The sequence below is a fragment of the Helicobacter bilis genome, from assembly GCF_900198365.1.
In the GTDB taxonomy this organism is placed as follows: Bacteria; Campylobacterota; Campylobacteria; order Campylobacterales; family Helicobacteraceae; genus Helicobacter_A; species Helicobacter_A bilis_B.
This window is the reverse complement of the sequence record NZ_FZMS01000037.1, coordinates 1-14,825: the sequence shown is the minus strand read 5'-3', so window position 1 is coordinate 14,825 and position 14,825 is coordinate 1. Positions and strand designations below refer to the sequence as shown.

Annotated in this window: 16 protein-coding genes; all 16 read left to right on the top strand. The window is 33.9% G+C overall.

Going from position 1 to position 14,825, the window contains the following annotated elements:
* A partial coding sequence (locus C6H08_RS05620; protein WP_158656816.1) for a hypothetical protein occupies nucleotides 1–231 on the top strand: 231 nt, incomplete at its 5' end.
* On the top strand, nucleotides 232–492 hold the full coding sequence (locus C6H08_RS05615; protein WP_034580164.1) for a hypothetical protein: 261 nt from the start codon (nucleotides 232–234) through the stop codon (nucleotides 490–492). It begins immediately after the preceding gene.
* Between the two features lie 3 nt (nucleotides 493–495).
* Nucleotides 496–1,614 carry a helix-turn-helix domain-containing protein gene (locus tag C6H08_RS05610; protein WP_034580060.1) on the top strand — a complete coding sequence of 373 codons (1,119 nt, stop codon included), beginning with the start codon at nucleotides 496–498 and terminating at the stop codon, nucleotides 1,612–1,614.
* 60 nt (nucleotides 1,615–1,674) lie between these two features.
* Nucleotides 1,675–2,043, top strand: a complete 369-nt coding sequence (locus tag C6H08_RS05605) for a hypothetical protein (protein WP_034565580.1) — start codon at nucleotides 1,675–1,677, stop codon at nucleotides 2,041–2,043.
* A 222-nt stretch (nucleotides 2,044–2,265) separates the two neighbouring features.
* A complete protein-coding gene (locus tag C6H08_RS05600) occupies nucleotides 2,266–3,471 on the top strand; it encodes an RAD55 family ATPase (RefSeq protein WP_052100017.1) in 1,206 nt (401 codons plus the stop codon).
* A 618-nt stretch (nucleotides 3,472–4,089) separates the two neighbouring features.
* Nucleotides 4,090–5,667, top strand: a complete 1,578-nt coding sequence (gene dnaG / locus C6H08_RS05595) for a DNA primase (protein ID WP_034580163.1) — start codon at nucleotides 4,090–4,092, stop codon at nucleotides 5,665–5,667.
* A gap of 413 nt (nucleotides 5,668–6,080) precedes the next feature.
* Nucleotides 6,081–6,434, top strand: coding sequence for a hypothetical protein (locus tag C6H08_RS05590; protein ID WP_034580162.1), 354 nt, complete (start codon nucleotides 6,081–6,083; stop codon nucleotides 6,432–6,434).
* A 430-nt stretch (nucleotides 6,435–6,864) separates the two neighbouring features.
* The gene (locus tag C6H08_RS05585) at nucleotides 6,865–7,449 is read left to right on the top strand and encodes a hypothetical protein (protein ID WP_034580161.1); all 585 of its coding nucleotides are present in this window, start codon (nucleotides 6,865–6,867) and stop codon (nucleotides 7,447–7,449) included.
* Nucleotides 7,450–7,451: 2 nt separating this feature from the next.
* On the top strand, nucleotides 7,452–7,757 hold the full coding sequence (locus tag C6H08_RS05580; protein WP_034580160.1) for a hypothetical protein: 306 nt from the start codon (nucleotides 7,452–7,454) through the stop codon (nucleotides 7,755–7,757).
* 3 nt (nucleotides 7,758–7,760) lie between these two features.
* Nucleotides 7,761–8,303, top strand: coding sequence for a hypothetical protein (locus tag C6H08_RS05575; RefSeq protein WP_034580159.1), 543 nt, complete (start codon nucleotides 7,761–7,763; stop codon nucleotides 8,301–8,303).
* A gap of 380 nt (nucleotides 8,304–8,683) precedes the next feature.
* Nucleotides 8,684–9,004: a hypothetical protein gene (locus C6H08_RS05570; protein WP_034580158.1), complete on the top strand. Its 321-nt coding sequence runs from the start codon at nucleotides 8,684–8,686 to the stop codon at nucleotides 9,002–9,004.
* A gap of 145 nt (nucleotides 9,005–9,149) precedes the next feature.
* Nucleotides 9,150–9,728, top strand: a complete 579-nt coding sequence (locus C6H08_RS05565; protein ID WP_034580157.1) for a hypothetical protein — start codon at nucleotides 9,150–9,152, stop codon at nucleotides 9,726–9,728.
* Between the two features lie 367 nt (nucleotides 9,729–10,095).
* Nucleotides 10,096–10,515, top strand: a complete 420-nt coding sequence (locus C6H08_RS05560; RefSeq protein ID WP_034580061.1) for a hypothetical protein — start codon at nucleotides 10,096–10,098, stop codon at nucleotides 10,513–10,515.
* Between the two features lie 173 nt (nucleotides 10,516–10,688).
* Nucleotides 10,689–11,222, top strand: coding sequence for a hypothetical protein (locus C6H08_RS05555; protein ID WP_034580062.1), 534 nt, complete (start codon nucleotides 10,689–10,691; stop codon nucleotides 11,220–11,222).
* 37 nt (nucleotides 11,223–11,259) lie between these two features.
* Nucleotides 11,260–12,294 carry a hypothetical protein gene (locus C6H08_RS05550; RefSeq protein ID WP_034580063.1) on the top strand — a complete coding sequence of 345 codons (1,035 nt, stop codon included), beginning with the start codon at nucleotides 11,260–11,262 and terminating at the stop codon, nucleotides 12,292–12,294.
* Nucleotides 12,295–12,344: 50 nt separating this feature from the next.
* On the top strand, nucleotides 12,345–14,825 hold a 2,481-nt coding region (locus C6H08_RS05545; protein WP_459178056.1), incomplete at its 3' end, for a PBECR3 domain-containing polyvalent protein.

The following is a 14,825-nucleotide window of genomic DNA, read 5'->3' as shown; positions in this document are numbered from 1 at the left end:
ATAGTACAAGAGAGGGCAAAGATAGTACAAGAGAGGGCAAATGAGCTCTCAAATAAAGCTTTTATTGATTCTGTGCGTAAAAAGCTGGGATTAAAAGAGCAAGAGACAAAAAGGGCAATATATAAGTTTATATCGCTTATGTATGAGACTTTTAGTCCGCAGGATTTAAGAGAGTATTTTGCAGAGTTTGACAGGTTTGCTTTAATAGAGCAAAAAGAAAGGTTTGCATGATTGTTTGTGTTTGTGATGCCAAGCAAAGAGCCAAAAGCAAAAAAGCAAAGGCGTATGCGGAAGCAAAACAGGCAAACAGGAAAAGTAAGCAGGCAAAGAAACAAAACAAAGCTTTTTAAGATTGATGGTGGGCTTTTAATGTTTTTGCCCTTTTTTATAGCAGGAGTTACCTATATGCGTAATGACTGCTATAAAAAAGGGCAAATCATTGAAATGTTACCACAAGATGAAAGCTATCAAAAACTACAAAAAAGGATTTAAAACATGTTTATTTATAATAACCCCAAAAGAAACTTCACAATCATTCCAAATGAAGTTATAGACAATGACAACTTAAGCATTCAGGCAATAGCTATTTATACAAAATTAAGGCGAAATTGCTTAGAGTGGAAATTCAGTGCTAAAACAATGGCTAAAAAGTGCGGATTAAACATTAAAACCTTTTATAAGTATCTAAACGAGCTGTATAAAGAGGGATTAATAAAACGAGTGCAAAAGCAAGAGAATGGCAGATTTACCAATGAAGTGGCTTATGTATTTGCAAAAGATTTTAACGAAGCCGAAGTCGAATTAGAAGTAAATAAGCTAGAGTTAAAACAAGTAAAAGAATTAGAGAAAGAAACAAAGCTATTGTTAAGATTAAAAGATAGTGATGAGTTTGTATTGCAAGATAGTGAGCCAATAGAATCTTATGAAGAGAAAAAGCCTTTTGCTATTTTAGATAATGGCGAAGTATCTTTGAATGATTTTAGCGGTTTTCAAACGAAAGGCGAAAGGAGTTATCTAAACGATAATGACCGAGCATTGAGTGCAGAATCCGCTAAAAGCAGCAAAGAGACAAGACAAAATATCGTTAAACCAAATTTTACCACACATAATAATATAATAGATATAAACAAAACAAAAGAATCCGACAAAGTCGAAAACGGGGTAAAAGATACAAAAAGACAATATGCAATCCTAGACATATCAAAGCTATGGAAGCAATGCAAGGAAGCGATTAAAAAAGCAGATGAAAAGACAAGGCAAGATAGGGCAAAAGAGAAAAACGAATTATTTTCTTTTACAAGCCAATTAGAGCCACAAGAGAGAGAAGCATATTTAAATTACATTGAATATCGAAGCGAGAAAAAGAAGCTATCCAAGCATACGCTAAAACGCATACAAGCGAAATTTATGCAGTTAAAATACAGAGGCTTTGATATGTTTGCCATTGTAGAAAACACCATAGCAAAGGGCTGGACAGATTTATATCCAATCCAAACTAAGCAGCAAAGAAAGCATGAAGAAAGAGTTATGGAATCTAGCGAATATAAAAGCTTTAGTGAGAGATATAAAGACTTTGACGAAGAAGCGGAATTAGCAAAGTTATTAGCGTTATAAAGGATTTTTAGCTAACGCCTTGACTTGACAAAAAGTCCAAAAGAAAAAGAAAGGATTAAAATGGATATTTTACAAGTTATAAAAAACTCTAGCCATATAACCTGCCAAGAGTTAGAAGCTTTAAACATGATATTTGAAAGCTTAAAAGCCCCTTATAAAGATTATGTTTTGTTTGATTTGGAAAAACGCATATTGTTTGATACACAAAAGCAGAACAAGGCGACAATCATGCTAAAACTTCAAGATTCTATAATCGCCCTTGCAAATCTCAAAGCAAGGAGTGCAAGGCTTGATACAAAAGGGCAGTTTATCACAGAATATGAGGGCTTAAGACTTAAGAGAAAATACTTTATTGCACAGATTTTAGACATAAAGCAAGCAGGGATTAAGTATTTTTTGCAGGAGTTAGTAAGCAGGGCAATGGATTAATTTTGTTATTTTGAGCGTAGCAAAAAAGCAAAGGCGTATGCGGAAACGCAAGAAATAAAAACCAGCTTTTTAAGATTGCGTTATGGCTTTATGGGTTTTAAGTAGTTTTTATGCTAGGAGTTACCTAAATGCGTGAATTCCTAGCATAAAAACTACTTAATCCCTTAAATGTATAACCAAGATGAAAGCTTTAAAAAATTACAAAAGAAAGGATTAAACAAAATGCAACAACAAGCAATACGAACCAGCCTAGAAGCTATTTTTTTAAAAAGTTTCATAAATCATTCACTAACACAAAAGGAGTTAGAAGCCTTTAAACAGATAGCAAAAGAGTTTAGCGACACAGCAAAAAAAGCCTATGCAATGCTAGAAGAAATGCTAGAATCTAAAACCTATAACGAAAATCTATTTTTTAACAAAATACTAACCCTGCAAGATTCTAATTTTATAAAAGAATACACAGAGGCAAGCAAAGTAGCAAATCTAGCCCCACTCATAAAAGAGTATGAATATTGTGTCCAATTAGACAGGCAAGAGGAATTAGCAAGTTGCATATTCAAACAAGTGCAACAAAGACAAGTTATACAACTTGACACAAATCTATTAACCCCTTATCAATATACAGCCCTAGCCCCAGACTTTATAAGCTTTGCAGATGCAGAAAATGCCTTGCAAGAATACGATCCACAAAAGACATATTCCACAGGTATAGAGTTTTTAGACACTGCTTTTAATGGCGGTTTAGCAACAGGGCAATTAATCCTAATAAGTGGGGATTATGAAGCAGGGAAAACTACACTTACAACACAAATGCTAGAAAATATGAGTGCAAAAGAGATGGTATGCTTTTTTTGCTTTGAATTTACTTTGAGTGCTTATATAAGAAGAAGAAAAGAATACCCAAACCCACTCTTAAAAAAAGAAAATCTCATCACAATTACAAATGGTTATGATATACGACAGATAAGAGACACAATAATAACGCTAGAGCGCACAAAAGGCATAAAAGTCTTTTTAATAGATTCTCAAATGCGAATAGAAAACAATAACACAAAAGTTGGCAATGGTGAAGAAAAAGAGACTGAAAAGTTTGAGATTTTAGGAAAATTAGCACATGAAAAAGAATTAATCATACTGCTAATAGTCCAAACAAGTAAAAGCGATCCAGACACACCATTTAAGAGTAAAAAAGGCGCACATGAAGCAAGTATTATTATGCACTTAGAGAATGTAGAAAATAAGGATAATTCATTAACAAGTTATGCCATAAAACGCTTAAAAGTAAAGAAAAACAAGCAAACAGGCAAACATTTTAAAGAGGAAATATTCCTAAACTTTAAAACGCAAATGTTTGAGAAAGATCCAAAGCATATATATAAGGATAAAGATTATAATGCAAAGGATTCAGTCATGGGGGGGGGATGGTGATAGATTTAAGTGAACTACCTATGTTTTAATAAAGATTCAGCTTTGATTATGCAATTTGTAAGATTAGCCCTTAAAATAGCTAGTCATTACGCATTTAGGTAACTCCTAGCTATTTTAAGGGCTAAAACTTGCAAAGCCATAATGCAAACCTTAGAATCTAGTTAAAGCAATAAGAGTGATTTGCTAAAAGATACTGCCGCACGAGACTTGCTTTTGCAACTTGCAAATCTTAGAATCTAGTTAAAGCAAACGGGCAGATTTGTCTTGTTGAGGCTTTAGCAAAAACATCTTTTTTATTTCAAAGTAGAGATACTTCACGCTTAAGAGTGATTTGCTAAAAGATACTGCCGCACGAGACTCTTACTTTTGCAATTAGCTAAACATCTTTACTTTTTGCAAACCTTAGAATCTGTTTTAAGTTGCCAAACAAAGTGGCAGGAAAAAGCAAAGCTAATAAACCCTGCCAACAAACAAACCTAGCTTTTTAAGATTGCGTTATGGCTTTATGGGTTTTAAGTAGTTTTTATGCTAGGAGTTACCTAAATGCGTAATGACTAGCATAAAAACTACTTAATCCCTTAAATGTATAACCAAGATGAAAGCTTTTAAGGATAAAGAATGATTGAGAACATAAACCAAATAAAATCTAACATCGACATTGTAGAAATAATACAAAGCTACATTCCACTGAAAAAAAGCGGGGCAAACTACATCACAAAATGCCCTTTTCATAATGAAAACACAGCAAGCATGAGCGTAAGCAAAGCAAAAAATATATTTCATTGCTTTGGGTGCGGTGAGGGCGGAAATGGCATTGATTTTATAATGAAATATGAAAGGCTAGATTTTACAAACGCAATAAAAAAGGCGGGCCAAATATGCGGCATTCAGGTAGAAGAAACACAAAACAAAGATTACGCAAAAAGCCTAGCCACACAAGAAAGATTAGAAAAGCTGTATTATAAAAGCTATAAAGCTTTATTAGAGAATGAAAAGCTTGTAGAGTATTTAGCAAAAAGGGGTTTTAAAAAAGATGTATTAGAAGAGTATGGATTTGGGTATTGCTTAGAGTTAGAAGAAATAAAAGCGATTTTAGGGACACAACTAGCCTTTTCTTTAGGATTTTTAACACAAAAGGGACATAACTTTTTTAAGGACAGAATCTTATTATGTATTAGAGATGAAAAAAACAGGATAGTAGGATTTAGTGGCAGAGTCCATGATTTTGCTAACTTTTATAAAGCAGGAAAATACATAAATAGCAAAGAGAGCTTTTTATACAAGAAAAATAGCATTCTATATAACTACACAAATGCGTATGAGATTCTAAAAAAGCATAAGCATAAAAAACTTTATATTGTGGAGGGCTATTTTGATGCACTCACTTGTAATTTATTAGAGATACCAGCAGTTGCTATTTGTAGTGCAAATTTGCATGTAAATCAACTGCGATTATTAAGCCGCCTTTTAAAAGATGATATAACACTCTGTATAGCCCTAGATTCAGATGATGCAGGTAGAACCGGAAGCATAAGGGCGTATAAACTCTGCTTTGAAAATGGATATATTGAGACTAAAATCACACGACTACATAAAGATTATAAGGATTTAAACGAGTTTTACATAAAGGGTGATGTAAAAGACTTGCCATTTATTGAATATGATGGGCTAGATTATTGCTTAAAGGTAGAAACAGGTTTAGCAAAAAGCATAAAAGAGAAAAAAGAGATAATACAAGGTTATGAAAAGATTCTAAATAACACAAAAGACATTTTTACAAGAGAGTATATAAAAAAGTATTTAAAATCTTATATCTCTCTGCCAGCACAAGAGCCAAGAGAATACAGCAGCCAAGAGAAAAAAGAACAAGATTTTATATTAACCCAACTAGCCCAAGATAAACAGAAAAGATTTATTATACAAGATATATTAAACGCTAATGATTTTTTCAATAAAGATGTATTTCAAGACATTTTAGAAAATAAAGACAGCCCAAAGTTAAGAGAATATCTCTTTAAAGAGATTGAAAGCATAGATACAGAGTTATTTTATAAGATAGCTCTACGATTTAAGATACATAATTTAGAGAAGCAAAGGAGGGATATTTTAAGAAATACACATATTGACATTAATTATATTATGAGTTTGAATGATAAAATAAGCGAGTTAAAAGAGTTGTTAGAGATTCCTTTTTAAGTTTGTAAAAAGAATAACAAAGCCTCCTTTCTGTTACTCTCTAGCATTGTAACAAATTGTAATATTTACTAAATTTTGTTAATATGCCACACTAACAAAAAGTACAAATAGCAAGAATGCTATTATAATAAGCTTGTTATTCATTGAAAGATACCTCCTTTCCTGCACTTGCTAGATTTCCTGCACTTGCTAGAAAAGCGAGAATCTTACCGCTTAAGTTGGTCGCTTAAGCGGCACTACAATTATACTTCAAAATATACACATATATAATTTTTTCTTTAAAATATTTTTAAATCTTTCAATTTGGTTATACATTTCGCAAATTTAAAAAAAACACAAAAACAAAATATCCCCCCCTTTAAATGAATAAAAAAACAAACTACCATACAAGAAATTAAATAAAAGGCATAAGCATGACACAAACAGACAGAATACACGCACTAGGCTATTTAGTAGCACATGAAATAAACCTAGAAAACTTGAAAGAGGATAAAAACAACATCTTTTTAATGCGAGAGGGCAGCGAGATTTTATCTGCAAGTATTGAGATTATAGAAAAAGCAGATGCTGGCACAATTGATGTAGGCTTTGATTTTTCAAGCGACTTTTTATTAAATGACATTGATTTAAGCGCTCAGGCGGTGCATAAATCAAAAGTTGAGACAAGCTTAAAGCAAGATTCTATGCTAACCATTGAGACAAGTGAAAGAAAGGGGAGAATAAAGGTGAGGGTGTTATATTTTTCTTCAGGCACAATCTATAGTTAGCGTTTGTCTTTTTTAAAGATTCAGTTTTGATTATACATTTAAGCGATTTTTGAAAAAATAAGCTAGTCATTATCACAAAAGATAACTCCTAGCTATTTTTTCAAAAAAACCCTCAAAGCCATAATGCAAACCTTAGAATCTAGTTAAAGCAAACAGGTATATTGTTTCGTTAAGACTCTCGCTTGTCATGTTGAGCCGCAAGGCGAAACATCTTTACTTGCATAAAGGTTAGATGTTTGCTTTCACGCAAGACAAGAAACAAGCAAACAGGAATCTTGCAAAGCTAATAAGCCTTGCAAGATAAACCCATATTCTAGTATTTGATTATTTGCTTTTAAAGCTTTAAGGTAAAAAATAGCTAGCTATTTTTTACCTTAATCTTTGAAATGAAATAACAAAGACGAATATTAACGATAAAAAAGGATAAAAAATGCAAGAACAAACAAACCAATACGACACCACACAGGAGCAAGGGCAGCTAGAAGCCATACAAAAAGAACTCCAAGACATTGAAGCAAGTGTTGAAAACGACTTTGCAGAACATATAAGCGCTTTAATTGATAATGATTCAGTGCTTGAAGAGTTGTTTTTTAGTGATAGAGTTACATTCTTTAAAAAAGTCATTGAAGAACAAAATAAATTCGTAAATGCATTAGTAGAGCCAAGAGTAGCAAAGGTAAAAGAGTTACAAGACACAATCGCAGGGAAAAGCGAGCTTGCAAATATTGAAGCCATAAAGCAAGATTTTCAAAGCCGCCACCCAGAAGTTAATATAAAAGAACTCATTGCCTTTTTTGCAAATGAACTTCCACAAAGAGTGCAAGAAGAGATTAAATCTCAGCCCATTGAAGCCTTTTTTGATTTAGTGTATGAGATTTATGCCGCACAGAATGCAGAGGAGGCCCCATCTGAAGAATCCCCGCCTGAAGACTTACCAGCCCAAGCACAAGGCGTGGCAGTGGATTCACAACAAAGCGATACAAATTCAGGCGCACTGCCGATGAATAGGCAATAGCTATGCGTTCATTTGTAGTTATTTTTAGTGTTATTAATCTTATCTTTTTGTTTATTATCATGTATTTGGGTATTGAAAACAAAAAGCTAGAAGCACAAAATCTAGCCCTAAATCTTAGCGTTGAAGCACAAAATAGGCTTATAAAAGAGCAAGAATTACAGATTAAACACTATGTCTGCGATATAGATTCAATGAAAGCTTACGCGCTAAAAGAGTATGAGAGGGCTTTTAATGCTACAAAAGATGATAAAACATGCGAGGGCAGGTTAAAACACTTAGAAACCATTTTAAAAAGTTATGAGGATTAGAATATGAAAGCAAAAGATGGCGTATTATACGCAATGATACAAGATGATGAAGTAGTTCAAATATTTGATAGCACACAATTAAGGGAATGGGACGAAAAAGCGATTTTTGCAGTAGAAATCCCACAAGGAAAAGAAATACTCATTGGTCAAAGATATGATACAAAGACACAAAGCTTTATAGAAAAAAGCTTAGATGAGTTAAAAGAGGATTTAAAAGCACAAATTAGCTTTTACTTTGAAAGAGAAGTAAGCTACATGCAAGCAGGAGTAACACAGGGTGAAATTGCAACTTATGAATCCCAAAAAAGAGAGGCACAAGAGTATTTAGCAGATAATAATACGCCCACTCCGCTTTTAAGCGAAATTGCTAAAAAACGGGGCATGAGTGTAGCAAACTTGGCAGCTAAGATTATTGCTAAAAATGAAGCTTATATAAGCAATCTAGGAAAGCTTTTAGGCTATAAGCAGAGTTTATGTAAGCAGGTGGAATTAGCAGAATCTAAAGAGGCGTTGAGGGGGATTATCTATAAATCCCCTTTAGCTTAATTAGCATTAGCGTTTGTCTTTTTGTTGCTTTTAAGGGATTCTGCGTAAAATGCTTCGGTCATGTATTTAATATACACTCCCTTGCATTTTCCTTGAAAACCCTTAAAATCAATCAAAAATACTTCACGCTTTAAAGTCGCTAGTTTGCAATCTTAGCTAACAGATTCTAACTTGCAAACAGCAAGGCAAACAAGGTTTGAAACCTTGCAAACAAACAAACCAGCTTTATAAGATTGATGGTAGGCTTTAATAGTTTTTTTGATTTTTTGGCTAGGAGTTACCTTAAGTGGTAATGACTAGTCAAAAAATCAAAAATCTTTTAAATGTTACCACAAGATGAAAGCTTTTAAAAATTTAAATTTATTAAAAAAGGATTAATCATGGCATGGGGCGCACTAGCAGGAGGAATAGCAAGTGGCGTAGGTGCAGCATTAGGTGCAGCAGCAAATATTTATGCAGCTACAAAACAAGCAGAGACGGCAAATAAACAGCTAGAACAGCAACAAAAACAAGCCGAACAACAGCAAAAAAACCTAGAAACAGCACAGGCAAGGCAAAATGAAGCAACAAAAGCCGCTGCTGCAACTAGCACAAACTTCGCAGAACAAGCAAAAGACGATAAGCTAGAAGAGAGCAGTCTGAGTGGTGGCTTAAGTAGCAGTAGTTTAACAGGTAGTGAGTTACCATTAGAGAGGCAATAAGTTTTAATGAGTGATTTTTGCCTTGCTTGTCTCTTTTGGACGAAGTACAAACATCTCTTTTAAATGAAACTAGAGATTTTTTGGCTTTTTTTAACGCCTAAACATGACAAAAGGGCAAAAAGACAAACAAAAAAAAGGATAAATAATGTCGAAAACAAATACCGGTTTTTCTTTTGCAAAATCCACAGATGACTACATGCAAAGCTTTAATAATAAAGTAAATAACATTGTTAATCCGCCACAGGAAAGTTTTTACACGCCAACACAAAGCGGGTTATCTAAGGAACTAGAAGCATCGTTAGCAGACTATGTCAAGTCAGGCAAATTAGAACAAGACAAAAGGACAGATATGAGTAAAGGCATGGGCAGTGCAGATTGGGCGCAAGTGGGAATAGGTGGGGCAAATTCGTTAATAGGCTTAGGTTTAGGCGTATGGCAAACAAAGATAGCCGAAGATGAAAGAAAAGCAAAAGAAAAACAAAGGCAAATAGAAAATGAACGCTACAAAGAGCAAAAAGCCTACCATGAAAAAGGGATAACTGATGCGGCAAATACAGCAAGTGGATTAAAGTCTGCAAGTGCGAATGTCTCAAGCCAAAAACCACAGCAAAACACAGCACAAGCAGCAAATAATCCCCCAAAAGAACAAGCAAATACACAAGCACAGAATCTGCCCTCAGCAAATAATCCCCCACAGGAAGATTTGCCAATGCAAAGGCAATAATGTGAAGTATGCGTTTGTTTTTGTTATGCAAAAACTTTGTTTGCCCTTCCACCTTGTCTCGTTGAGCCGAAGTAAAAACATCTTTATTTTCATGCTAGAGAGATGTTTCGCTATCGCTCAACATGACAGAAAGGGCGGACATGACAAGGAAAAGCAAATAAGCTAAAAAGGAACTACGAATGCGCAAACAAAACAGGCAAACAAACCTAGCTTTCTAAGATTGCGTTATGGCTTTATGGGTTTTAAGTAGTTTTTATGCTAGGAGTTACCTAAATGCGTAATGACTAGCATAAAAACTACTTAATCCCTTAAATTGCATAACCAAGATGAAAGCTTTAAAAAAAATTACAAAGAAAAGGATTAAAACATGCTAGAATATAAACTCCTAAACACCCCAAAAAATACAAAAATGTTAGCGATACTCTTTGATAAAGCCCTGCCAAACGAGCATATACAAGAAGAGCATATACAAGAGGCAATGAAAAAGCTGTATGGGGAAAATGCAAAAATTACAAGCCTAGTTTTAAATGAAGCAAAACCACCCCTTGATTTATCTGCATGTAATGATTATATTATACAAGTAAGATGCGATGATACAGACTATATCGCTTATAACTTTGCATGTTGCTTTTTAGATTCTAAAGATATGTTGAAATTGCGTGATAGCATAGAAGATATTACAGAATGTTTAAAGATATTGCGAGGTGATAGGTATTATACGCATCCGTTATATTATAGAGATTTCGCACAAGCAATTTATGAAAAAGCTTTAAAGATTCAGCTTTGATTATACATTTACAAGATTAGCCCTTAAAATAGCTAGTTATTACGCATATAGGTAACTCCTAGCTATTTTAAGGGCTAAAACTTGCAAAGCCATAATGCAAATCTTAGAATCTAGTTAGCGACATGCAAAAGCACAAGATAAAAGCTTTAAAAAATTAAACAAAAGGATAAACAATGGCAATGCCAGATCCCACACTAGGAAGAGTGCAAGACACAGGACATGCAGGCATAAGACAAGGTTTTCAATCTATTGTAGATTCTTTAAACCAAAATTCACAAATGGCAATGAATGCTATTGAGAATTGGAAGCAAAGAGATTATGCTACAAAAGAAGCAGAAAAAGAAAGACTATTTAAAGCAGAAGAAGCACTAAAAACACGAACGCATCAAAGCAAAGAAAATGATTTAGATAGACAATCAAACGAAAAAATCACAGATAAGGATATTCAATCAAAAGAAAAAATCGCACGGCAGAATAATGAAACAAGCAAATATGTTGCAGATGCTAATGCTGCCACACAAAAAGCCATAGCAGCGTCAGCACGAAATAATCAAATTTATTATGATTCTATGATTACAAGTCGAGACTTAAGGGCTTTTGAAATCGATGGTAAAGGTAATAAGCGGTATTTAACTAATCCAGATGGTTCATTTATATATGCATATGACAAACTATGGCAAACACAACCACCAATGGAAAGAAACTAACAAACAAAGATTTACTAAAAACTAAAAAGGATCAATCATGGCATTCCCACTCATAGCAGACAAACCACAAGAAGCAAGTATAGATTCTAATATCACAGAATCTACAAAAGATCAAGATGAATTTACACAAGCTTTGCATGATAAAGCCCTACAAGAAGCCTTTATAAACTATAAAAACACAAATCCACAATCACAAAACACCCCACTTGATACAAATAATCTCATGTTTGCAGACACGCAAACAAAAGAAAACATAACAAACACATATAATCCACAAGAAACACAATCACAAGAAGAGCTTAACCACCTGCAACAAGCCACAACACCAAAGCTTTACAGGAATACAGGTATAAGCTACTTTGACAGAAAAGAGCATTTAAGTTTAGCTGATGCCTTTTTAGCCAAAGAATTGGGAATAAATCTAAGCTATGTGAATATGGATTTAAACGCCAATGTGAAAAAAACAGACATAGGCAAAGCAAAAAATGAGTTAGCAGGACTCTTTGCAGATTCTAAAAGTCTTTTAGATGGTGTATCCCATTATGAAAAGACTTACCTAGAACAAGATTCTAATACTTTTTTAAATAGTCATGCTATGGCAAGTCTTGGAAGAAAAATTAATGATGCTACAAATGGCTTTATAAACCTCTCAAATAGTGCAAATGAAAAGATTCTAAGTAGAAATAAAATGGATGCCTACACTCTAGCAAGTCTTATGAATGGAGGGGCTGGAAAAAGGACAAATCAAAATATAAATGATGCAAAAGCAGTCATTGATAATACATGGAAAGGTAGGGAAAACTATTATGCGGGCGTAGTATCAGGCTTAGAGAATGGCATGAACTACATGAATGAAAAAATGTCTTATATGCAAAATGCAGGTATTCCAGTCTCACAAAGCGATAGTTTGAAAATGTATCTCTTAAATGAGCTAAAAAAGGATTTAAATACAGCACAAGGCAAACAGCCCTTAAGCGATAGCTTTGAGAGAAACAGAAAGGCCTTAGGCGTATTGAATGAAAAAGGTGATGCAGGAATAAATGAAGCCATAAGACTCATTCAAGCTAAATAAGATTTTATATATAAACAACTAACACCAAAGGCCAGACAAAAAGGTAAAACATGACTCTCTCTTTAAACCCAACACTAACACAAGAAGAAGTTAAAGAACAAAACAAAGAAATACAAGTAGATAATATTGATATAGTTACACAGCATAAACCTATGCCAACACAACAAGAAAACAATACAGAATCTAGCATAAACACACAAGAGCCAATAGGGCAAACACCAAACACAACAAAAGACTTTGATATAAATAACAAAGAATATCAAGAGTTTGTAAAAGAGTTTCTAACCGCAAAGCAAACCGCAAAAGACCATTACGATTTAAAATATTCAAAAGATTTACTCGCACAAAGCATAGACAAGTTTGAAATAACACGATTAGCAAACCCTCTTTTTATTGCAAACAATATTAAAGACATGGGAAGAGAAGGCCTTGAGCTTATAAACAAAAGCGGCGATCAAATAAAGAAAAGCGAAACCGAACTCTATGATTACTTAGCAAAAACGGGAATAAACCATGAAATGCTAGGTATAAAAAACTTTGATGAACAAAAGCTAAAAGATGCACAAATAAGACAAGGACTAAGGGGTAAAACAGAATACAAGCAATTAAACGAGAAAGAAAAAGACTATTTAAAAAGACAGCAAAATTGGGCTGGGGCACTTTGGGATAAGATGGTGCATAGCGAAGAAAAGCGAGTAGAAGAATTATTAAGAAATGATACAAGAAGATACATTGACCCGGATTTATTAACAGATTTAATAAAGATTGATTCAGCATATTCTAGTGTTTTAAATGCAATGAAATCAAGCCAAACCGCATCACAAGATCTGCAAAAAAAACTTGAAGAAATGGATATAAAGGCAAAAGAGAGGGGATATGCCGCCGCAGTCTATGATAAAAAGGCAAAAGCCCTAGCTATTATTGATAAACAAGGTAAAAAGTATTATTTAGATGAAGATGGTCTAACAGCTAACCTTGATAAAATCATTGTAAATAATTGGAATGATATTTTACTAGGTTCTATTCCAGTTGGAGGTTGGGCAGCAAAAGGCGCGCAACTAGGAGCAAAAGGGGCAGGAATAGCCTTAAAGAATGCAGGATTTAAAGGCTTAGGTAAAGAAGCCGCAAAAGCAGGGGCAATAAGCTTTGCAGCAAGTCCGCTAGATTATGTAACGCTTAGAAAAGAAGTGGGTGGGGAAGTAGATACAACACAAATGCTAGAATTTTCCGCAGGCAATGCGTTAGGAAGTGCTGCAGGTGTAATGGCAATAGGCACACTAGCAAAAGGGGCAAGTAAGGCATACAACAGCATTAAAGATTTAAAGAATCTAAGCACAGATGATTTAAAAAACATAAAAATAAGCAGATACCTAGATAATGAAGAAGCCTCAATACACAGAAAACTAGCAAAATTCAATAAAAGCGAGATAGATTCAAATTATGAAATATTTAAAGGTTTGCAAAGCGATAGAATTATAAGCAAAGAAATGAAAGACCCCACATTCATGGGTAACTTCATGGATAAAATAAGCGATTATAATGTATTAAAACATCTCTCAAGTAAGAAAGAAAGCCAAGATAAGCTACTTTCTGCATTATTTTCTAATAAAGAGTTGGCTAGAGAGTTTGCAGGAAAACTCACAAGCGAAGAGGCTACAATCGTAAATAAAGCCATTCATGCAATGGGGGAAAACTTTACAAGACTAAGCAAGGAATACGAACAACAAATCATAGATGAGTATGCAAAAAGTGGAAAAATAAAGGGAAACCCTCATACTGAAATGCAAAATCCTCATGTTGAGCCGCAAGGCGAAACATCTTCTTTGAATGGGAATAAAGATTTTTTTACTACGCCACAATATGACAATATAGAATCTAAAAGCATACAAGAAATAATAAATATTATTGAAACAAGCCCACAAAAAGGGCGAGACATGCAAATCATCGGGGAAGCAAACTTTACTCCACAAATTATAGAATACGCACATAAGAATAATAAAAAAATAGCTATCGACAAGTTAAGCAAAACAGAAGCGGAACAATTAGGTTTTAAATATGCAAATGATGTAAGAGTAACCATTGACTATCAAGCAATTAACCACACGCTTAATCGGCACGGAGTAGAATCTAACTTAGTTAAACAAAGCGGACAAAAGCCAGTAGAATATAGCGATATAGCAAATTATAGGAATATTGCAAAAACCGCTAACGAAACATTTTTTAGTAAAGATGATTTAGGACAAGATGTAATCTTAAGTTTTAAGCAAATTAATGGACACGCAATAATAGTGGAAAGTATCCGTAAAAAAGGCAATGAATTAGCATTTAAAAGTATGTATTTTGAAAAAGGTAGTTATAAAAATTCCAAAGCATATAAAGATGTGGTGGAAAGCCAAAAGGCTAACCATTTTCAAGCTCCTTATGGTTATGAGCCACACGCTGACGCCAACACTCCGCAAATAAAAGCGGATAACCACATTATACCACAAAATCTGCCAGAAGTCTATAAAAACATGTTAGATGAAATAGAC

Coding starts and splice junctions, on each gene's coding strand:
- C6H08_RS05585 (WP_034580161.1), top strand. CDS start 6,865: ATGCAAGAACAAACAAACCAATACGACACCACACAGGAGCAAGGGCAG.
- C6H08_RS05560 (WP_034580061.1), top strand. CDS start 10,096: ATGCTAGAATATAAACTCCTAAACACCCCAAAAAATACAAAAATGTTA.
- C6H08_RS05580 (WP_034580160.1), top strand. CDS start 7,452: ATGCGTTCATTTGTAGTTATTTTTAGTGTTATTAATCTTATCTTTTTG.
- C6H08_RS05555 (WP_034580062.1), top strand. CDS start 10,689: ATGGCAATGCCAGATCCCACACTAGGAAGAGTGCAAGACACAGGACAT.
- C6H08_RS05565 (WP_034580157.1), top strand. CDS start 9,150: ATGTCGAAAACAAATACCGGTTTTTCTTTTGCAAAATCCACAGATGAC.
- C6H08_RS05600 (WP_052100017.1), top strand. CDS start 2,266: ATGCAACAACAAGCAATACGAACCAGCCTAGAAGCTATTTTTTTAAAA.
- C6H08_RS05550 (WP_034580063.1), top strand. CDS start 11,260: ATGGCATTCCCACTCATAGCAGACAAACCACAAGAAGCAAGTATAGAT.
- C6H08_RS05610 (WP_034580060.1), top strand. CDS start 496: ATGTTTATTTATAATAACCCCAAAAGAAACTTCACAATCATTCCAAAT.
- C6H08_RS05605 (WP_034565580.1), top strand. CDS start 1,675: ATGGATATTTTACAAGTTATAAAAAACTCTAGCCATATAACCTGCCAA.
- C6H08_RS05570 (WP_034580158.1), top strand. CDS start 8,684: ATGGCATGGGGCGCACTAGCAGGAGGAATAGCAAGTGGCGTAGGTGCA.
- C6H08_RS05590 (WP_034580162.1), top strand. CDS start 6,081: ATGACACAAACAGACAGAATACACGCACTAGGCTATTTAGTAGCACAT.
- C6H08_RS05575 (WP_034580159.1), top strand. CDS start 7,761: ATGAAAGCAAAAGATGGCGTATTATACGCAATGATACAAGATGATGAA.
- dnaG (WP_034580163.1), top strand. CDS start 4,090: ATGATTGAGAACATAAACCAAATAAAATCTAACATCGACATTGTAGAA.